This window comes from Amycolatopsis sp. FDAARGOS 1241 (genome assembly GCF_016889705.1).
GTDB lineage: Bacteria > Actinomycetota > Actinomycetes > Mycobacteriales > Pseudonocardiaceae > Amycolatopsis.
Genome location: NZ_CP069526.1, coordinates 5846953 through 5865692, shown reverse-complemented (window position 1 = coordinate 5865692; position 18740 = coordinate 5846953). Strand labels below are relative to the sequence as shown.

The 18740-nt window shown below is 72.8% G+C and carries 15 protein-coding genes; 5 read left to right on the top strand and 10 right to left on the bottom strand.

The window, feature by feature from the left end:
- Window position 1: 1 nt before the first annotated feature.
- Window positions 2-487: a (2Fe-2S)-binding protein gene (locus tag I6J71_RS28810; RefSeq protein WP_204089737.1), complete on the top strand. Its 486-nt coding sequence runs from the start codon at window positions 2-4 to the stop codon at window positions 485-487.
- Complete coding sequence (locus I6J71_RS28805; protein WP_204089736.1) at window positions 484-2589, top strand: molybdopterin cofactor-binding domain-containing protein; 2106 nt, start codon at window positions 484-486, stop codon at window positions 2587-2589. The genes I6J71_RS28810 and I6J71_RS28805 overlap by 4 nt, the downstream gene beginning before the upstream one ends.
- 67 nt (window positions 2590-2656) lie before the next feature.
- Here the strand turns inward: I6J71_RS28805 and hpnH are convergent, their stop codons facing one another.
- The 7 genes from hpnH to hpnC are packed head-to-tail and all read right to left on the bottom strand — an operon-like array spanning window position 2657 to window position 11183.
- Window positions 2657-3658: an adenosyl-hopene transferase HpnH gene (gene hpnH / locus I6J71_RS28800; RefSeq protein ID WP_204089735.1), complete on the bottom strand. Its 1002-nt coding sequence runs from the start codon at window positions 3656-3658 to the stop codon at window positions 2657-2659.
- Window positions 3659-3661: 3 nt separating this feature from the next.
- Window positions 3662-5140: a 4-hydroxy-3-methylbut-2-enyl diphosphate reductase gene (gene ispH, locus I6J71_RS28795; protein ID WP_204089734.1), complete on the bottom strand. Its 1479-nt coding sequence runs from the start codon at window positions 5138-5140 to the stop codon at window positions 3662-3664.
- Window positions 5137-7065: a squalene--hopene cyclase gene (shc, locus tag I6J71_RS28790; protein WP_204089733.1), complete on the bottom strand. Its 1929-nt coding sequence runs from the start codon at window positions 7063-7065 to the stop codon at window positions 5137-5139. The genes ispH and shc overlap by 4 nt, the downstream gene beginning before the upstream one ends.
- Window positions 7065-8108, bottom strand: coding sequence for a polyprenyl synthetase family protein (locus I6J71_RS28785; protein WP_204089732.1), 1044 nt, complete (start codon window positions 8106-8108; stop codon window positions 7065-7067). The genes shc and I6J71_RS28785 overlap by 1 nt, the downstream gene beginning before the upstream one ends.
- Window positions 8105-9457 carry a hydroxysqualene dehydroxylase HpnE gene (hpnE, locus tag I6J71_RS28780; RefSeq protein ID WP_204089731.1) on the bottom strand — a complete coding sequence of 451 codons (1353 nt, stop codon included), beginning with the start codon at window positions 9455-9457 and terminating at the stop codon, window positions 8105-8107. The genes I6J71_RS28785 and hpnE overlap by 4 nt, the downstream gene beginning before the upstream one ends.
- On the bottom strand, window positions 9454-10311 hold the full coding sequence (gene hpnD, locus I6J71_RS28775; RefSeq protein ID WP_204089730.1) for a presqualene diphosphate synthase HpnD: 858 nt from the start codon (window positions 10309-10311) through the stop codon (window positions 9454-9456). Before hpnD ends, hpnE begins: the two co-directional genes overlap by 4 nt.
- A complete protein-coding gene (hpnC, locus tag I6J71_RS28770) occupies window positions 10308-11183 on the bottom strand; it encodes a squalene synthase HpnC (RefSeq protein ID WP_204089729.1) in 876 nt (291 codons plus the stop codon). The genes hpnD and hpnC overlap by 4 nt, the downstream gene beginning before the upstream one ends.
- 154 nt (window positions 11184-11337) lie before the next feature.
- Here hpnC and I6J71_RS28765 point away from each other — a divergent pair, with 154 nt between their 5' ends.
- On the top strand, window positions 11338-12534 hold the full coding sequence (locus I6J71_RS28765) for a CdaR family transcriptional regulator (protein WP_204089728.1): 1197 nt from the start codon (window positions 11338-11340) through the stop codon (window positions 12532-12534).
- Between the two features lie 136 nt (window positions 12535-12670).
- Here I6J71_RS28765 and I6J71_RS28760 read toward each other — a convergent pair whose 3' ends face one another.
- On the bottom strand, window positions 12671-13450 hold the full coding sequence (locus tag I6J71_RS28760; RefSeq protein ID WP_204089727.1) for an SDR family oxidoreductase: 780 nt from the start codon (window positions 13448-13450) through the stop codon (window positions 12671-12673).
- Complete coding sequence (locus I6J71_RS28755; RefSeq protein WP_370541983.1) at window positions 13450-14103, bottom strand: VC0807 family protein; 654 nt, start codon at window positions 14101-14103, stop codon at window positions 13450-13452. The genes I6J71_RS28760 and I6J71_RS28755 overlap by 1 nt, the downstream gene beginning before the upstream one ends.
- Before the next feature lie 126 nt (window positions 14104-14229).
- Here I6J71_RS28755 and I6J71_RS28750 point away from each other — a divergent pair, with 126 nt between their 5' ends.
- Window positions 14230-15225: a DMT family transporter gene (locus tag I6J71_RS28750; RefSeq protein ID WP_239153965.1), complete on the top strand. Its 996-nt coding sequence runs from the start codon at window positions 14230-14232 to the stop codon at window positions 15223-15225.
- 50 nt (window positions 15226-15275) lie between these two features.
- Complete coding sequence (locus I6J71_RS28745) at window positions 15276-17909, top strand: WS/DGAT domain-containing protein (protein WP_239155466.1); 2634 nt, start codon at window positions 15276-15278, stop codon at window positions 17907-17909.
- 4 nt (window positions 17910-17913) lie between these two features.
- Here I6J71_RS28745 and I6J71_RS28740 read toward each other — a convergent pair whose 3' ends face one another.
- A complete protein-coding gene (locus tag I6J71_RS28740; protein ID WP_204089724.1) occupies window positions 17914-18678 on the bottom strand; it encodes a DUF427 domain-containing protein in 765 nt (254 codons plus the stop codon).
- Window positions 18679-18740 lie beyond the last annotated feature (62 nt).

The window sequence follows — 18740 nt, the reverse complement described above, 5'->3', positions numbered from 1 at the left end:
CATGGCGGAGGACGACGTTCCCGCGGGCCGCACCCTCACGGTGAACGGCCGGCCGCGGCAGGTCCGGACGGAAGACGACACCGCGCTGCTCTACGTGCTGCGCAACCACCTGGGCCTCAAGGGCACGCGGTTCGGCTGCGGCCTGGGGCTGTGCGGCGCGTGCTCCGTGCTCGTCGACGGGCGGCCGGTCAACTCGTGCGACACCCCGGTGTGGTCGGTCGAGGGCAAGGAGGTCACCACTGTCGAAGGACTCGGTGACTCGCACCCGCTGGCGCGCGCGATCGTGGCCGGACAGGCCGCGCAGTGCGGCTATTGCACGTCCGGCGTGGTCGTCGCGGCGGCCGCGCTGCTCGCCGGGAACCCCGATCCGTCCGACGCCGAGGTCCGCGCCGCGCTCGACGGGAACCTGTGCCGGTGCGGCGCGCACAACCGCGTGGTCCGCGCGGTGCTCGCGGCCGCCGCGGAGATCCGGGAGGGCGCGCGGTGACCACGGTCGGACTGCCGCCCTCGCTCGCGGCCAACCCACGGCTCGGCGACTGGCTCCGGATCGGCACCGATGGCACGGTCGAGGTGCGGTCCGGGAAGGTGGAGCTGGGCCAAGGGGTGCTGACCGCGCTCGCCCAGGTGGCCGCCGAGGAGCTCGACGTCGACGTGGCGCGCGTGCGGATGACCGCCGCGGCGACCGACGTGAGCCCGGACGAGGGATACACCGCGGGCAGCCTGTCGGTGCAGCACTCCGGGGCGGCGCTGCGCATCGTGTGCGCCGAGGCCCGGGCTCGCTACCTCACCGCGGCCGCGGCGGAACTCCGGGTGGGGGAAGAGAAAGTGACCGTCCACGACGGACGGTTCGCCGCGCCCGACGGCACCGCCACGAGCTACTGGGCGCTGGCCGACGACGCGTTGCTCGACCACGCGGCCACCGGCGCGGTGACCCCCAAACCGGAATCGGCATACCAGGTGGTCGGAACCAGCGTGGCGCGGGTGGACCTGCCGGACAAGCTCGCCGGGCGGCCGCGGTTCGTGCACGACTTGTCCCTCGACGGCCTGGTCTACGGCCGGATCGTGCGCCCGCCTTCGCGGGGCGCCACGCTGCGGTCGGTCGACACCGGCCCAGCGCTGACCCTGGCGGGCGTGGTCACCGTGGTGCGGGACGGGGACTTCCTCGGCGTGGTCGCCGAACGCGAGGAGGTCGCGCTGCGGGCCGCGGACGTCCTGCAGCGCGCCACGGAGTGGGACCAGCGGCCGACCCTGCCCGACGAGCACGACCTTCCCGCGTTCCTCACGTCCGCGCCCGCCGAGACGACGGTGCTCGCCGAGCGGGGTTCGCCGGTGGCGGGGTCCGTCGTGGCGGCCTACCACCGGCCCTACCTCGCGCACGGCTCGATCGGCCCGTCGAGCGCGACCGCGCTCGCGAGCGACGCCGGCCTGGTCGTGTGGTCGCACAGCCAGGGCGTGCACGTGCTGCGCCGCGAACTGGCGCGGGCGCTGGCGCTCGCCCCGGCGGACATCGTGGTGCGCCACGTCGAAGGCGCCGGCTGCTACGGCCACAACGGCGCCGACGACGTCGCGATGGACGCGGCCCTGCTGGCGCTGGCCACGCCGGGCCGGCCGGTGCAGGTGGTGTGGTCGCGGCGCGACGAGCTGGGCTGGGCGCCGCTCGGGCCGGGTGCGGTGGTGCGGATCGCCGCAGACGTCGCCCCGGACGGCGGTGTGCGTTCGTGGCAGCACGACATCTGGGGCAGTGGCCACGTCGCCCGGCCCGGCGCGACCACCACCGTCGGCCTGCTCGCGGCGAGCCACCGCGCGGGCGGCGAGGAGATCCGCGGGGCCGGCGAGCCGCCGCTGGAGCGCGGCGGCGCGGCGGGCCGCAACGCCGTGCCCGGTTACGATTTCCCGGCCTACCGCGTGGTGAACCACCAGCTCACCACGCCACCGCTGCGCACGTCCTCGATGCGTTCGCTGGGCGGGTTCCTCAACGTCTTCGCCGCCGAATCCTTCCTCGACGAACTGGCCACCACGGCCGGGCGCGACCCCGTCGAGTATCGCCTCGCGCACCTGTCGGACCCGCGGGCCCGCGCCGTCCTGACGGCGGCTGCCCGTCGCGCGGACTGGACACAGTGGACCCCGGCGGACTCGGCCGGCCACGGGGTCGCCTACGCCCGCTACAAGAACTCCGGCGCGTACTGCGCCGTGGTCGCCGAGGTCGAGGCCGTCGAGCAGGTCCGCGTGCGCCGCCTGGTCGTCGCCGTGGACGCCGGCCTCGTCGTCAACCCGGACGGCGCCGAAAACCAGCTCGAGGGCGGCGCGATCCAGGCCACCAGCTGGACCTGCAAGGAACGCGTGCGCTTCGACCGCTTCACCGTCACCAGCGACACCTGGGAGACCTACCCCATCCTGCGCTTCTCCGAGGTCCCCGCCGTCACCGTCGACCTCCTCCCGGGCAACGGCAACCCACCCCTGGGCGTCGGCGAATGCGCCCAGGGCCCCACGGCCGCCGCGATCGCCAACGCAGTGGCCGACGCGCTGGGGGTACGGGTGCGGACGTTGCCGTTGACCCCGGAACAGATCATGGCCGCGATGCTGGAGTGATCGGCGGGTCGGGCAACGAAAAGCCGCGGGTCACCGGACCCGCGGCTTTTCGCGGCAACACGAACGCTCAGTGCCCGACTGCCGCCCGCACCGATTCCTTCAGGGAGCCCAGCGTGGCGATCACCGCGGTGGGTTCGTAGCCGCAGTGGGCCATGCAGTTGGCGCAGCGCGGGTCCTTGCCGCGGCCGAAGGCGTCCCAGTCGGTTTCGTCGATGAGTTCCTGGTAGGTCTTGGCGTAGCCGTCGTCGAGCAGGTAGCAGGGACGCTGCCACCCGAGCAGCGAGTACGACGGGATGCCCCACGGCGTGCACTCCAGCTCGCGCTTGCCCTCGAGGAAGTCGAGGAACACGGGCGAGTGGTTGAGCCGCCAGCGTTTGCGGTTGCCGCCGCCGAAGGCCTTCGTGAAGAGCTCGCGGGTCTGCTGGACGCCGAGCCAGTGGTCCTGGTCCGGCGCCTTCTCGTAGGCGTACCCGGGCGAGATCTGCATGTTGTCGACGCCCAGGTCGTTGAGGTAGTCGAGCACGTCGATCACGTCCTGCGGGGTGTCCCCGGTGAAGAACGTCGTGTTCGTCATGACCCGGAAGCCCTTTTCCTTCGCGAGCTTGATCGCGTCGACGGCGGCCTGGAAACCGCCCTCCTTGCGCACCGACGCGTCGTGGCGCTCTTCGAGCCCGTCGATGTGCACCATCCACGCGAAGTTGCGGTGCGGCTTGAACTTGTGGATGTGCTTGGGCAGCAGCAGGGCGTTGGTGCACAGGAACACGATCTTGCGGCGATCGAGCAGCTGCCGCACGATCTCGTCGATCTTCGGGTGCATCAGCGGTTCACCACCGGCGATGGACACCATCGGCGCGCCGCTCTCCTCGATCGCACCCACGGCCTGTTCGACCGGCATCCGCTGCTTGAGCAGCGTGTGCGGCTGCTCGATCTTGCCGCAGCCGGAGCACTTGAGGTTGCAGGCGAACAGCGGCTCCAGCTCCACCAGCAGCGGGAACTTTTCCTTGCGCAGCAGCTTCTGTTTCATCAGATAGCTGCCCAGCCGCACGGACTGTCGCAACGGCATGGCCATGGCTCAGAGCACCTCCCGAGGTAGGGTGAAAGTGACTTCTTCCTCCGTCAGCCGGCTCTCGGCGACGGTGACCGGCCCGAGTCCGCCCAGGCACGCCACGACCTCGTCGACGAGGTGCGGCGGCGCCGAGGCGCCCGCGGTGAGGCCGATCCGGCCCGCGCCCGCGAGGCGGCGCAGGTCGATGTCCGAACTGCCGTCGATCAGGACAGCCGGGGTTCCCTCGCGCTCGGCGACCTCCACGAGCCGGCGCGAGTTGGACGAGTTCGCCGATCCCACCACCAGCACGAGGTCGACCTCGCGCGCGATCGCCCGCAGCGCCCGCTGCCGGTTGGTGGTGGCGTAGCAGATGTCGTCCTTGCGGGGCGCCGACAGCCCGGGGAAGCGCGTCCGCAGCACGGACGCGATCTCCTCGGCCTCATCGAGCGCCAGCGTGGTCTGCATGGTGTAGGCCACGCCTTCGGTCGCCGGTGCGGGCACGGCGCGAGCTTCCGTGACGTCGCCGACGACCACGACCGAGCCGGGGGCTTCCCCGACGGTCCCTTCGACCTCCTCGTGCTCGGCGTGCCCGATGAGGAACACGGTGTCGCCGCGGTTGCTGTAGCGGCGGACCTCGTTGTGCACCTTGGTCACGAGGGGACACGTCGCGTCGATCACCGCCAGGCCGCGGTCGGCGGCGTCTCGGCGCACGGCCGGGGTGACGCCGTGGGCGGCGAACACGAGCGTCGCGCCTTCGGGGACCTCCTCGACCTCGTCGACGAACACGGCCCCGCGATCCTGCAGCTTCCGCACCACGTGGGTGTTATGCACGATCTGGCGCCGCACGTACACCGGGGCGCCGTGTTTCTCCAGCGCCCGCTCCACGATGTCGATGGCCCGCTCCACACCGGCGCAGAACGACCGGGGGCTCGCCAGCAGCAGCTGCCGCGGCGAGGTCGCCGCCGCCCACGCCGTGAGCGCGGGCACGGCCGCGCGCAGGCTGCGCAGCCCGGCCAGCCCGTGGGCCACCGTGGCGGGCCGCGCCAGCGGCGCGCCGACGGTGTCCACGATGGACCGGACGACGGCGAACGGCTGACCCGCGGCGGCCAGCCGGTGTGACTCCATGTCGACCGCCAGCGCGCCGGTGCCGGCCAGTGAGTCCCGTTCCCGTTCGCCCACCACGTGGTCGGTGCCGAGCACCGGTCCGATGTGGACCGTCAGCCCGAGCCGCCGCAACGCCCCGGCCAGCAGGGGAGCCGAGGGCACCTCGACCACCCCGCCGGGGCCGCGCACCTCGTCGGCCACGACCAGGTCCCCCGGGCGCACGTGCGGCGCGAGCCCGCCGCCGAGGCCCGCCACGATCCGGGGCCCGGCCGGCAGCCGCGCCGCCGTCGCCGCGGCCCGCCGGGGGCCGAGGCCCGTGCGCACTGTGTGCACCTCACGTCCGGCCGCGCGCAGGGCGGCCCGCTCGAGGCGCAGCGGCGCGCACAGCACGGCCGGGGTCACGCGCCGCTCCGCACGTACCGGCCCAGCGCCGACAGCGGGAACACCACGCGGTAGAGGTGGTAGGACAGGTAGAAGTCGCCGGGGAAGCCCGTTCCGGTGTGCTGGTCCTCGTCCCAGCCACCGTCAGCGCGCTGCCGCTCGCACAGCCACGCCACACCACGCGTCACCACGGCCGAATCCCGCTCGCCGGCGGCCAGCAGCGCGAGCAGCGCCCAGGCGGTCTGCGAAGGCGTCGACTCGCCGCGGCCCGACCAGTTGACCGGATCGTCGTACGAGCGCAGATCCTCGCCCCACCCGCCGTCGGCGTTCTGGTGATCGGCCAGCCACTTAACGGCCCGCCGGATCCGCTCGTCGCCCGCTGGGATGCCCGCGGCCACGAGCGCCGGTACGACCGCACCGGTGCCGTAGACGTAGTTCGCGCCCCAGCGGCCGAACCACGAACCGTCGGCCTCCTGGTTGTCCAGCAACCACTTCACGCCCCGGCGGCACTCGCGCGAGCCGGCTTTGCCCTCGGCCGCGAGCATCTCGACCACGTGCGCGGTGACGTCCGCCGACGGCGGGTCGATCACGGCGCCGAAGTCGCAGAACGGCAGCTTCGTGGCCAGCACCTGGGTGTTGTCCGCGTCGAACGCGCCCCAGCCGCCGTCGCTCGACTGCATGCCTTCGAGCCACTTCACGCTGCGGTCGATCGCGCCGCGGATGCGCAGGTGGTCCGGGCGGCCCATGCGCCGCAGCGCCAGCACGACCTCGGCGGTGTCGTCCGTGTCGGGGTAACCGTCGTTGGCGAACTCGAAGGCGAACCCGCCCGGCGCGAGCGACGGGCGGCGCACCGTCCAATCGCCCGGCACGCTGATCTCCTCGCCCAGCAACCACTCCGTGGCGCGCACGAGCATCTCGTCGCCGGGGGAGACGCCGGCGTCGAGCAGCCCGGTCATCGCGAGCGCGGTGTCCCACACGGGGGACTGGCACGCTTCGAGCCGGCGCACCCAGCCCTGCTCGGTCTCCTCGCGGATGGTGAACCCGTCGAGGCCCTCGAGCCCGGCCTTGAGCGCCGGGTGGTCGAGCGGGTAGCCGAGCAGGTGCAGCGCGAGGATCGAATACACCCACGGCGGCTGGATGCCGCCCCACGACCCGTCGGCCTCCTGGCGGGCCAGGATCCACTCGGCGGCCTGGCGCAGGGCGACCTTGCGCACCGGGTTGAACGGCAGCTTCGCGTACGTGTGCAGCGCGGTGTCGAGGTTCTCGAACAACCCGTCCCACGTCCACGGCGCCGACGACTTCTTCGGGCGCTTGCCGATCCGCAGTTCGTTCACGTCGAACGGCAGCGACCGCTTCGGCCGCACCGTGCCGACGATCGTGAGCGGCACGATCGTCTGGCGCGCCCAGCACGCGAAGTCGTAGACGTTGAGCGGGAACCACGACGGCAGCAAGATCAGTTCCGGCGGCAGGTTCGGCAGATCGGCCCACGACCACTGGCCGAACATCGCGAGCCAGATCCGCGTGAACACCCGGGTGGCCTCGAGGCCGCCGTTCGCGCGGATCCACTCGGCGGCGGCGGTGAGCCACGGCGCGTCGGCCGGGTCGCCCGCCAGCCGCAGCGCCACCCACGCCTCCACGGTCGTGGACAGGTCCGCGGGCCCGCCGGGGAAGTTCGCCCACGTGCCGTCTTCGCGCTGCTGCGAGCGGATCCAGCGCGCGGACTCCTCCTTCTGCTGCTCGGTGAGGATGCCGAGGAACTGGCGCAGCAGCAGGTCTTCGGCGTCCATCGTGACGTTGGTGGCGAGCTCGCCCTTCCACCAGCCGGCCGCGTGCTGCTCGCCGCGCAGGAACTCGATCCCGGCGGCCAGGGCCTCCTCCGGCGTCCGCGCGCGGACCGGTTCGCGGGGTGAGTCCGAAGTGGACGGTTCGGGGACGGTCCGGGTCATCACGCCTCCCGGTGGACGATGAAGCGGGCGATGCCGATGAGCTCTTCGCGCGGCCCGGCGGGGATCGCCGCGACCGCGCGCTCGGCCGTCTCGACGCGGCGCGCCGCTTCGGCCGTGGCCCACTCGCGCCCGCCCGCCGACTCCACGAGCGCCGCGACGCGCGCGAGCTCGGCTTCGTCACCGGTTTCCCCGCCGGCGAGCCACTTCGCGAGCTCGTCGCCCGCGGCGCCGCCGTGGGTCGTGGCGTAGGTGACGGGCAGCGACTTCTTGCGCGCCCGCAAGTCGGAGTACACCGGCTTACCGGTCACCGCCGGGTCGCCCCAGATGCCGAGGACGTCGTCCACGAGCTGGAACGCGAGCCCGATCTCCTCGCCGAACACCGCGAGCGCGCCGACGACCTCGGCCGGCGCCCCGGCGAGCACGGCGCCGATCGCGCAGCTCGCCGACAACAGCGCGCCGGTCTTGCCGGCGGCCATGGTCACGCACTCGGGCAGTGTCACGTCGTCGCGCTGTTCGAACTGGACGTCGAGCACCTGCCCGTGGATGAGCCGGCGCGTGGTCTCCGACACCAGCCGTCCCGCGGCGATCGCGTGCGGAGAACCGCTGTCCAGCACCACTTCCTGCGCGAGCGCGAGCATCGCGTCGCCGGTCAGGATGGCGCTCGGCGCGCCCCACAGCGCCCACACGGTGGGGCGGTGGCGCCGTTCGGTGTCGCCGTCCATGAGGTCGTCGTGGACGAGCGAGAAGTTGTGCACCAGCTCCACGGCGACGGCTCCGGGCACCCCGGTCTGCTGGGGTGCGCCGGCGGCGAGCGCCGAGAGCACCGCGAGCGCGGACCGCACGGCCTTGCCGCCGTTGCTGCCGCTCACGGGCGTGCCGTCGGCGTCGGTCCAGCCGAGGTGGTAGGCGCTGATGGCGCGGCTGGTCTCGTCCAGCCGGTCGACGGCCGCGCGCAACGCGGGCTGCACGGCGTCACGGGTGCGGCCGAGTACTTCCGGCACCGCCGGGGCAGCGGTGGCTGCGGGTCGCATGGTGGCGGTCATGCTCCGACTCCCTCCTTTTCCTCGTGCACGTTCTTCTCGAGGAGGGCGGTCGCCGCGGCCGCACCGCTGCGGGCTGCGCCCTCCATCGTCGCGGGCCAGCCGGTGGCGGTCCACGCCCCGGCCAGGTAGAGCCCGCGGGCGTTCGTCTCCGCGCGCGGGCGCAGCGACGCCGTGCCCGGGCCGGGCCGGAACGTCGCGTGGCGCTCGCGGGTCACGAAGAAGTCGAGCACCTCGGCGCCGCGCGCTTCGGGCAGCAGCCCGGTCAGCTCCGGCAGGAGCCGCTCGCGCAGCTGCGCCGTCGGCAGGTCGATCAGGTCGTCGGCGGCCGACAGCGACATCGCGAGGTACTGCCCCGACGCCAGGCCCGACTGGCCGGTGCGGTCGAACACCCACTGCACCGGCGTGCGCACCCCGGCCACGAAGGGCTCGTCCAGCACGTGCCGGTCGAGCACCACGTGGACGTTCACGATCGGCGAGCTGCCGAGCCCGCCGGACCAGCCGGGCGGCAACGGGATCGCGTCCGGCGGCGCGAGCTTCTCGGTCACGGGCGGCGGTGCCGCGAGCACGACCTGGGCGAAGGCGGCCTCGCCGGCGTCGGTGCGCACCCGCCAGCCGCTGCCGGTCTGCTCGATCGAGCGCACCTTCGTGCCGGTGCGCACGTCGGCGCCGGCCGTGGTGAGCGCGTCGAGCGCGGCATCGCCGTGCAGTTCGCGCAACGGCACCAGCGACCAGCCGATGTCGGCCGCGGTCGGGTCGGTGAGCAGGCCCTCCTGGAACACCGTCGCCGCCAGCGACAGCGAGGCCTCGTCGGCGGTCGCGTTGAGCGTCGCGACCCCGACCAGGTCCCACAGCGCTTCGATGGCCGCGGCGCTCTGCCCGTGCCGGCGCAGCCACTCGCCGAACGACTGGCGGTCGGTGCGGTCGTCGGCCGGATCCACGCGGCGCAAGGCGATCGCGGCCAGCGCGAAGCGGGCGCGATCGAGCGGGCGCAGCGGGTCGTAGCGCAGCAGCGAAGCAGCCAGGTGCAGTGGCGCGGGCAGGTCCCCGCGGCGCAGCCACGTCGGCTCGGTCGCGCCCGGCGTGCGGATCGGGATCTCCAGCCGTGGCTGCAGCATCACGCGGTCGGCGACGCCGAGGCGCTCCAGCAGCTCGCGGTAGGCGGTGCAGCAGCGCAGGAACACGTGCTGGCCGTTGTCCACGTGCAGGTCGCCGCGCGTGAACGAGTGCGTGAGCCCGCCCAGGTGCGGCCGGGCTTCGAACAGCGTCACCGCGCGCCCGGCGTCGGCGCAGCGCAGTGCGGTGGTGATGCCGGCGAGCCCGCCGCCGACCACCGCGACGTCGGCCGTCATCGGCCGATCCCGGTGAGCGCGCGGACCGCCACCACCGCCTTTTCCCGGCCCGACAGCGAAAGCCGGCGGTCGAAGACTTGCGAAGGCTCGTCGTCGATGCGGTCGAGCAGGGAGCGGTAGATGCCGGACATCGCCGTGCAGCACGCGGCGCTGCGGCGGTCGAGCGAAGGCACGAGCCTGAGCCCGCGGGCGTACCAGTCGCGGGCGCGCGCGGCGCTGTCGTGGATGAGTGCGGTCAGGCCGCCCTCGTCGTCGGCCAGGCGACCGTCGTCGCCGACCCGCAGCTGGACGCCGAACTTCTGCAGCTCCTCTTTGGGCAGGTACACGCGCCCGTTGAGCAGGTCTTCGCGGATGTCACGCAGGATGTTGGTCTGCTGCAACGCGATCCCGAGCTCATCGGCGTACGTCGGCGCCTCCGGCTCCGGTTTGTTGCCGAACACCCCCAGGCACAGCCGCCCGACCGACCCGGCGACACACCGGCAGTACTCGACGAGTTCCTCGAACGTGCCGTACTCGCGGCCGGTCACGTCCATCTCGACGCCGTCGAGCAGCTCCTCGAACGCGCCGAGCGGGATCGGGTAGCGACGCGCGGCGTCGGCGACCGCGATGTAGACCGGGTCCGTGCTCGCGGACAGGTCACCCAGCGATTTGCGGATTCCGGCCAGGCCCTGCAGCTTCGCCTCGTCCGGGAGGTCGCCGTCACCGATGTCGTCGACGATGCGGGCCAGCGCGTACACCGCGCACAGCGCCGAGCGCTTGTCGGGCGGCAGCAACCGGATCCCGTAGTAGAAGTTGCGCGCCTGCTCCTTGGTGACCTGGGCGCAGTGCTCGTACGCCTCTTCGATCGTCGTCAATCCGACCGCCTCCCCGTCTTGGGCTCACCCACCTGTAGCCACACCAGCCACGCCAGCGCGTCGGCCTTGCCCGGCTTGGCGTACGTCGCCAGCACGTTGCCGTTCGTGTCCCGCAACGCGTCGACGGTGGCCAGCCCGCCCGCGATGAAGCCGCTGACCGCGAGCCGTCCCCAGCCGCGTAGGAGCCCGACCAGACCAGCGCCGCTGCCCAGGAGGGCGGCGGCGCGGTCGATCTCGAAGCGCATCAGCTCTCTCAGCCGGCGCGAAGCCTGCGCCGCACCCAGCTCGTCCTCGGTGACGCCGTACGCCTCGAGGTCCTCCTGCGGGAGGTAGATCCGGCCCTTCTCGTAGTCCTCGCCGACGTCCTGCCAGTGCTCGAGCAGCTGCAGCGCGGTGCACACCCGGTCCGACAGCTCCTCGGCCTCGGGATCCGCGACGTCGAACAGGCGCAGCACGATCCGCCCCACCGGGTCGGCCGACAGCCGGCAGTAGGCCCGCAGGTCGTCGTAGGTCCCGTACCGCGTCACGTGCTGGTCCTGGAGGTTCGCCTCGATCAGCCGGCGGAACGGTTCGTACTCCACGCGACCCGCGCGTATCGCCGGGACGAGGCCACGGATCACGGCGTGGGCGGGCTCGGCGCCGTCGAACGCGGCCGAGAGCTCGCCGCCGAACTCCGTCAGCAGCGCGGTGCGGTCACCGTCGGCCTCGTCGCCCACATCGTCGATGGTGCGGGCGACGGCGTAAACCGCTTCCAGGTCCGAGCGGAGTCGTCCGGGCAGCACTTTGAGTGCGACCGGGAAGTTCTCCGCGTGTCGCTTCGCCCGCAGACCGTCCGTGTCCGCAGCGTGACCGCCAGGTGAAGTCGATCTCATCGAACACAGTCTGACTCGCACTTATGGGCGGCTTCTGCAATCGGAAGAAGAATTTTGCTGGCTTCGACTTGGCACGAGCGGACAAAGTGGGGTGAGGATAAAGCGGACCGACCCCGTAGACCTGCTACCTGCTACGGAAGGACAAGCTGCACACATGGGATCAGACCAAGTGACCCGGCTGGGTGAGCTGGAGGCCGTCGTGACTCGGCGGATGCCCGCCATCCTGAACGAGGTTCGTGATCAGCTGGTCGAGCAGCACCCCGATTACGCTGCGTTCCTGACGAAGGAACTCGCGGAGATCGTCACGGCCAGCACGGGGTTCGTGCGCCGGCTCATCAACCTGGCCGAAGAGCCCGACGAGGACCTGCCCGAGCTCGGCTCCGGGGTCGAGCAGGTCGTATTCGAGGAGATCGGGCGCACGCAGTTCCGGCAGGGGCGGCGCGTGACGAGCCTGCTGTCGGCCTACCGCGTCGGCGCGCGCGTCGCGTGGCGGCACGTGTCCGAAGCTGCGCTGGACCTCGACGTGCCCGCCGAGCTGTTCGCGTCGCTGGCCACCACGGTGTTCGCGCTGGTCGACCAGCTGTCGGAGTCGTCGCTCAAGGGCTACCTGCAGGAGCAGTCCGACGCGGTGCGCATGCGCGAGCGGCTGCGCGACGAGCTGACCGAGCTGCTGCTGTCCGACCGCGCCGACGTGCAGGCGGTGCAGGCGGCGGCGCTGCGCGCGGAGTGGCGCCTGCCGCGCACGGCCGCGGTCGTGCTCGTGGAGGACGAGAACGAGCTCGGCCGCGAGCTCGTGGCCCGGCTGGACGACACCTGCCTGCGGCTGCGCCGGCCCGGCCAGCTGGTCACGATCGTGCCGGACCCGGGTGGACCGGGCCGGCGCGCGTGGCTCGCGCGCGCTCTGCGGGGCGGTGGCGCGGTGGTCGGCGCGACGGTGCCGATCGACCGGCTGCCCGCGAGCCTGCGGATCGCCGAGGTGACGGCCCGGCTGCGCCGCGACCGCCTGCTGTCCGACGACCCCGTCTTCGCCGACGAGCACCTCGACGCGATCATCGTCCACCGCGACGACCGGTTGCTCGACGTGCTGCGCCGGCGCTGCCTCGCTCCACTCGACGACCTGAACGAGTCGTCACGCGAACGGCTCGTGACCACTCTCACGTCGTGGCTGCTGCACCTCGGCGACCGCAAGGCCGTGGCCGAGGACCTGCACATCCACCCGCAGACCGTGTCCTACCGCCTCGGCCGCCTGCACGAGCTGTTCGGGCCGGTGCTCGACGACCCGGCCGCGCGGGCGACGCTGCTCATCGCACTGGCCTGGGGCCCGCCGGGAGGCGACGCCGACCCGGCGTGACGTGCGCGGCACCACAACAGGCGGGCGGAATAAAACCGCGTGTGCAATGGTTAGCACAACTAAGTTGTTGTCGGCAGGAGCAGACTGCCGACGTGAGCCGGACGAGGGAGGTGCCGTGGTCAGCCGGGGGGAACGATCAGCTTTCGGCGCCGAAGCGCGCCGCGAGGGCGCGGTAGGCGCCGGGCACGGCGCCGCGCAGAGCGACCGGCACGCGCAGCCACCGCGGCACGTAGTAGTCACCGGGCTTCGCGGTCGCGCGCACGACGGCGGCGGCCACGCGCTGGGCGGACACGGGCCGCGGTGTCGTGCGGGCGTAGGGCCGGCCACGGCGCTCGAAGAACGCGGTGCGCACCACGCCCGGCACCACCACGCCGACGGTGACATCCGTGCCGTGCAGCTCGAAGCGCAGGCTGTCGGCGAAGGCGTCGAGCCCCGATTTGGTCGCTGCGTACACGGCTTCGCCGGCGACGCCGGTGCGGCCGGCGATCGACGTCACGAACACGATCCGGCCGCAGCCCCGCGCCAGCATCCCCGGCAGCAGCGCCCGGGTGAGCTCCAGCGGCGCGGTCAGGTTGACCGCGACCAGGCGGGCGAGGTGCTCGGCCGGCAGTTCCGGCAGCGGACCGGCCCAGCCGAGGCCGGCGTTGTTCACGAGCACGTCAACGCGGCCGGTGACGGCCAGCGCGCGCTCGGCGAGCTTGCCGGCGGCCTCGGGGTCGGCGAGGTCCGCGTCGAGCACGGTGCCGCCGAGTTCGCCGGCGAGCGCGGCCAGGCGGTCGCGGTCGCGGCCGTGCAGCAGGACGTGGGTGCCGCCGGCGGCGAGCAGGCGGGCGGTCGCCTCGCCGATGCCGGACGACGCGCCGGTGACCAGTGCGGTGGCCGTGAGCTGGTCGCCGCCGCCGTGGTCAGCGGGCATCAGACCGCGGTGAGTGCGGGCTTGTGCGCCGCCATCCGCAGCACGATGCCGTGGGAGCGCAGAGAGCGGCGGAACCACCACAGCGACGCGGCGATCGCTAGGCCGACCAGGGTGTACGAGCCCGCGGTGCTGACCATGAGGAAGTTGCCGACGGTGGCCCTCGCGAGCATCACCAGCGTCACGGAACCGTTCACGGCGAACACGAGCGCCCACAGCACCGACACGCGCTGGAAGAACCGCCGCATGCCGGGGTGCCCGGACAGGGTGTCGGGGAACGAGCAGAAGTCACCGGCCAGCCGCGCGAGCAGCGGTTTGTTGAACGGCGCGGAAACGAGGAACAGGCTCGCTATCACGAAGTTCTGTAGGGTCGGCTGCAAGAAGTACAGGAACGCGCTGCCGGTGGCCAGCCCCAACGCGGTCCGTGCCACCAGCAGGGCGCTGGTCAGCCAGAGCACCGCGGGGATGGGCTTGCGCAACACGAGGCGCGTGATGATCACGACGGCCGACCAGCACAGCGCGGCGATCACCCCGCTGTCGAAACTCACCAGAGTCAACAGGAGGTAGAAGAGACCGGCAGGTACAAGTGTCGACTCCAGCAGATGCCGACCCCCGTCCACGACCAGGTTGCGGAACGAGGGGAGGTCGATCGTCATGTGGTGTCGCATACGGTTCAAGTACCTCCGGTGCGGGGTTGACCATCCCCCTTACGGCCCACGAGTTTTTCAACAGCATACGCAGCATAGGCACGGCGGATGGGAATGGTGTGAGGTGAGTATTCCATGAGTGTCACGGGGGTGTCGCTTTTCGTGGCCGTCCCTGCCGCGGTGCTGGGCGCTGCGTGCATGGGCCTCGCGAGCGCCACCCAGGCAAAGGCGGCCAAAGAGGTCGAAACGGCGAATCCGCTCGACCTCACCTTGTTCAGGCGCCTTGTCGGTCGCCCATTGTGGCTCATCGGGATCGTGGCGACGGTACTGGGGCTGGGGTTGCAGCTCGTCGCGCTCGCGTTCGGGCCCTTGCTGCTGGTCCAGCCGCTGCTCATCACGTCGCTCATGTTCGCCGGGTTCGTCTTCGGGCGGCTCGAGCGAAGGGGCCCCGACCGGGTGATGACCGCCGGCTCGCTGCTGTGTGTCGCGGGCCTCGCCGTGTTCCTCGTCATCGCGCGCCCGAGCGGCAACGGCGACGTGCTCGTCACGGGATCGGCGCTGCTGCCGCTGGGCATCGCGCTGGCCGTGGTGACGCTGGCCGGCCTGGCGCTCGCCGCGCTGACCCAGTCCGGGTCGCCACGGGTGCTGGGCCTCGCCGTGGCCACCGGCGTGCTGTACGGCCTGACCGCCGGCTTGATGAAGGTCGTCGCCGGGCAGTTCCGGCAAGGCCTCGACGAGCCGTTCAAGCACTGGACGCTCTACATCGTCTGCGTCGTCGGCCCGCTCGGGTTCCTGCTCAGCCAGAACACCTTCCAGCAGGGCCGCTACCTGACGCCGGCGCTGGCCGTCATCACGGCGCTCGACCCGCTCGTCGGCGTCGCGATCGGACTGTCCTGGATGGGGGAGACGGCCAACGGCACCCCGCTCGCGCTGTTCGGGGAGGCGCTGGCCGGGCTCGTCATCGTGGTCGGCATCGCGATGCTGTCCACGCGCGCCGCGCATCTCGACGTCGCCCAGGCCGCGGCGCTCGAGCGCCAGCACGAGCGCGAGCGCGAACTCGAACACGCCGAGGCCGAGTCCGCCGGGCCGGAACCCGACGACGGGTACGGTCTGGCCGGATCCACCTGTTAGCCGGTGCCCGCAGTCCGCGGCACCTCGCCGAAGGGGGCGCGTTGGAGCGCGTGCTGATCGTCTCCGCGAACATGGGAGAAGGCCACAACGCGACCGGACGGGCGCTGGAGGGCGCCCTGCGGGAGCGGTGGCCGCAGGCCGAGGTGAAGTGGCTCGACGCCCTCGACCAGCTGGGTCCGGGTTTCGGTGGGCTGTTCCGCCGCATCTACGTGGCGAACGTCGAGAGCACACCGTGGCTGTACGAGTTCTTCTACGGCGCCATCTGGCGCCTCGCCTGGTTCGCCGCCGCTTCGAAGGGCTTCACCGCGGCCTGGTGCGGGCGGCGGCTCGCGAAACCGGTCGCGCGGTTCCGGCCCGACCTCGTGCTCTCGACCTACCCGATGGGCACCGCCGGGCTCGCGTGGCTGCGCCGGCGGGGGAAGCTCGACGCTCCGATCGGCGCGTGGGTGTCGGACTTCGCGCCGCACCCGTTCTGGGTCTACGGCTCCGCCGACCTGACGATGGTGATGCACGACGTCGCCGTGGGCCTCGCGCGCCGGTGCGCGCCGGCCGCGGCGGTGGGGGTGTCCGCGCCGCCGGTGCGGGCCGAGTTCCGCCCGGGCGACCGGGCGGGGGCACGCCACGAGCTGGAGCTGCCGCCCGACGCGTTCGTCGCGCTGGTCTCGTGCGGTTCTCTGGGGTTCGGTGACGTCGAGGGCACGGTGCGTGAACTGCTCGCCGCCGGGCCCGAGGTGGTGCCGGTGGCGATTTGCGGCCGCAACGAGGCCTTGGAGCGCCGGCTGCGTGCGCTCGGTGAGCCGCGGCTGCGGGTCGTCGGGTGGACCGACCGGATGGCGGGGTACACGATCGCGTCCGACGTGGTGGTGACCAACGCCGGCGGCGCGACCGGGCTCGAAGCGCTCGCGTGCGGCCGGCCCGTGCTCATGCACCGGCCGATCGCCGCGCACGGCAAGGCCAACGCCCGCCTCATGGCCGAGGCGGGGCTGGCCGTGGTGACCGAAAAGGACGGTGAGCTCACCGAGACCGTCCGGCAGCTGCTGGCCGAGCCCGAGCGGCTCAAGGCGATGGGGGAGGCGGCCACGCGGCACTGCGACTCGGCCACGCCGCTCGTCGCCGCGCTCGAGTCGCTCGTTTCCTCGCCGCTGAACCCGGCGCCGCAGCGGTTGCGGCCGGAGGACGCGCTGTTCCTCCACGTCGCGACGCCCGAGGTGCCGCAGCAGGTCGGCGCGGTGCTGATGCTCGACCCGAAGGCCGACGGTTCTCGCGTCACGCACGCCGATGCGGTTCACCTGCTCAGGGCGACGCCCGGCCTGCGCGCGCGGCTCCTGCCGGGCGACGGGCTGTGGCGCGCAAAGTGGCAGGAGGACCCGGCGCGCACGGCCGAGGGCATCCTCGGCGACGTCGAGCTGCCCGTCGGCAGCGAGCTCGAATCGTCGCTCACGGCCCAGATGGACGAGTTCTTCTCCCAGCCGGTCACGCCGGAGCACCCGGTTCGCGCGCGGCTCGTGACGGGTCTCGAAGGCGAGCAGGGCGCGCTGCTCATCGCGCTGCACCACGCGGCGAGCGACGGCATCGCGGTGATCGGTGCCCTCGTCGGGCAGGCGCGCGGGAAACCGCCGCTCGACCCGCCGCCCGCACCGGCGCGGCGCGGGGGCGTGCGCGCAGCCGCCGATCGGGCGGTCGCGTTGGTTCGGGAGCGGGCCGGTGCGAGGCCAGGGGTATCGGTCGCGGGCGCGCCCGGTACGACCTCGGCGGCGAACCAAGCGCACGCCGGACTGCGCGAGCCGGCCGGGCGGAGCGGGGGAGCATCGGGTGCTGCGGCAGAGCACTCGGCGCCGGATCGGCTGCGCGCCGGGCTGCGTGGAGCGGTCGGCCGGGCCGGCGCGCTGATCCGCGGCGCGCACAGCGGCGCCACGGACAGCGCGAAGAAGGGCGCGAAGCGCAAGGATGCCGAAGAGCTGGCCCGCGGCGTGTGGGCGCTCGCGCGGGCGGGCACGGCTCCCCGGGTGCGGTGGGAAACCTCGATCGCCGGCCCCCGGCGGCACTACGCGCGGGCGCACCTGTCCGCGCCGCAGGTCCGCGCCACCGCGCGCCGGGTCGGGGTGCCGACAACGGACCTCGTGCTCGCGCTCGTCGCCGAGGCAGTGCACCGGGAGCTGGGTGCTGTGGCGCCCGAGCGCGTGCGCGTGCTCATCCCGATGTCCATCCGCGACACGGGCACGTTCCGCCAGCTCGGCAACCACACCGGCGCCGCGAGCGTCGACCTGCCGACGGGTGCGATGTCCTTGCCCGAGCGCGTCCGCGCGACGCGCGAGCTGCTCGCCCAGCAGGTCACGCGCGGCGCCCCGCGGGCGGGCAACGCCGTGGTGCGCGTGATCGGGATCCTGCCGCCGGGGCTACACCGCCGCGTTGCGCGGCTCGTCTACCGCGGCACGTGGTTCAGCATGATCGCGTCGGTGCTGCCGGGCGCCCGTTCGCCGGTCGTGCTCAACGGTTCGCTGGTGCGCACCGTCTACCCGGTGCTTTCGCTCGCGCCGGGCGTGCCGGTCGCCGTGGGTGTGATGACGTGGGCCGACCGCTTCACCGTGTGCGTCACGGTCCCCGCCGGTCACGCCGCGCGGGGCGACCGGCTGGCGGAGACCGTGCGGACGGCGTTCGCCCGGTTGCAGTCCGAAGTGAACTGATCCGTCAGGAGAAGTGCGTGGTGGGCCGGGGGATCTCGACACCGTCGACGAACAGGTCGACCTTCTCGTTGTAGAAGCACACCAGGCCCTTGATCGGGCTGAGGGCGGCCGTGGGGAAGTCGTAAACCCAGGCGAGGTCCTGGTGCAGGACGTCGCCGACGCGCACGGACCAGTAGCCGGTCGTCCGGCCCTTGTAGGGGCATTCGGTTTCCGTGCTCGTGGGCACCAACCGCGCGAAGTCGATTTCGGTGCGGTTGAAGTAGTAGCGCGTCGGCAGGCCGGTTTCGAACAGCAGCACCGGCGACGACGACTCGGCGAGCGTGTGCCCCTCGAGGGCGACCCGCACGTGGCGGGTGGAACGCAGCGCGTCGACGCGGGCGTACGGGTTGCGGGGGTGGACGAAGATCTGCTCGTCCTCCTCGAACCAGGCGTCGAGGGCGTCCCACTCGAACCGGACGTGCTCGGCCAGGCCCGCGACGGCGTCGTCACCGTAGACGCGCGCGGCGGCGGCCCGGACCTCGTCGCCCGCCTTGAGGGTATGGCGGCGCGCCGTACCGCGCTTGAGCCGCTGCGGGTGGTTCTCGTCGACGAGGACGCCAGGGGCCACGTCGGCGACCGGGATGTAGAACTGCGGGTAGTACGGCCATTCCCACACGTACTTCGCGCGGGTCGTGTCGAGCACCGTCGCACCGCCGAGCACGGCTCTCACCCGCCGCGGGACGGGCTCGACGTGGTCGATCGCGGTGATCGCTTCGGGGTAGTCACGCATGGGGCACTCCTCGCTCGCGCCGGGCACTTTCCCTTCCCTGCATACGCGCCGGCGCGCGGACG

Coding starts and splice junctions, on each gene's coding strand:
- I6J71_RS28810 (WP_204089737.1), top strand. CDS start 2: ATGGCGGAGGACGACGTTCCCGCGGGCCGCACCCTCACGGTGAACGGC.
- hpnH (WP_204089735.1), bottom strand. CDS start 3,658: ATGGCCATGCCGTTGCGACAGTCCGTGCGGCTGGGCAGCTATCTGATG.
- shc (WP_204089733.1), bottom strand. CDS start 7,065: ATGACCCGGACCGTCCCCGAACCGTCCACTTCGGACTCACCCCGCGAA.
- I6J71_RS28785 (WP_204089732.1), bottom strand. CDS start 8,108: ATGACCGCCACCATGCGACCCGCAGCCACCGCTGCCCCGGCGGTGCCG.
- hpnE (WP_204089731.1), bottom strand. CDS start 9,457: ATGACGGCCGACGTCGCGGTGGTCGGCGGCGGGCTCGCCGGCATCACC.
- hpnC (WP_204089729.1), bottom strand. CDS start 11,183: ATGAGATCGACTTCACCTGGCGGTCACGCTGCGGACACGGACGGTCTG.
- I6J71_RS28765 (WP_204089728.1), top strand. CDS start 11,338: ATGGGATCAGACCAAGTGACCCGGCTGGGTGAGCTGGAGGCCGTCGTG.
- I6J71_RS28760 (WP_204089727.1), bottom strand. CDS start 13,450: ATGCCCGCTGACCACGGCGGCGGCGACCAGCTCACGGCCACCGCACTG.
- I6J71_RS28755 (WP_370541983.1), bottom strand. CDS start 14,103: ATGACGATCGACCTCCCCTCGTTCCGCAACCTGGTCGTGGACGGGGGT.
- I6J71_RS28750 (WP_239153965.1), top strand. CDS start 14,230: ATGAGTGTCACGGGGGTGTCGCTTTTCGTGGCCGTCCCTGCCGCGGTG.
- I6J71_RS28740 (WP_204089724.1), bottom strand. CDS start 18,678: ATGCGTGACTACCCCGAAGCGATCACCGCGATCGACCACGTCGAGCCC.